At 49.8% G+C, this 207-nt stretch carries 1 protein-coding gene; it reads left to right on the top strand.

The window, feature by feature from the left end:
* Window positions 1–207, top strand: a 207-nt coding sequence (locus tag F8B77_RS17860; RefSeq protein ID WP_167512895.1) for a hypothetical protein, incomplete at both ends; no start/stop codon positions are given.

Below are 207 nucleotides of genomic sequence, written 5' to 3'. Positions count from 1 at the left end.
GCCAATCGTTGACCACGGTGGCTGCGATCCAGACTCTAACTAATAGCGTCAATGTGATACGAACCTACGCGTTGGATAATACGCAACCTGCACCATCGGTGAGTGATTATGCTGACTTTGGCGTCACGGGTATTGATGCTAATAACCTCAGTGAAGTGAATGGTCAGGTAGATAGCCAATCGTTGACCACGGTGGCTGCGATCCAGA

It is taken from the genome of Aliivibrio finisterrensis (assembly GCF_008933155.1).
GTDB lineage: Bacteria > Pseudomonadota > Gammaproteobacteria > Enterobacterales > Vibrionaceae > Aliivibrio > Aliivibrio finisterrensis.
The sequence above is the reverse complement of the archived record's forward strand: the minus strand, read 5'-3'. Positions and strand labels throughout refer to the sequence as shown.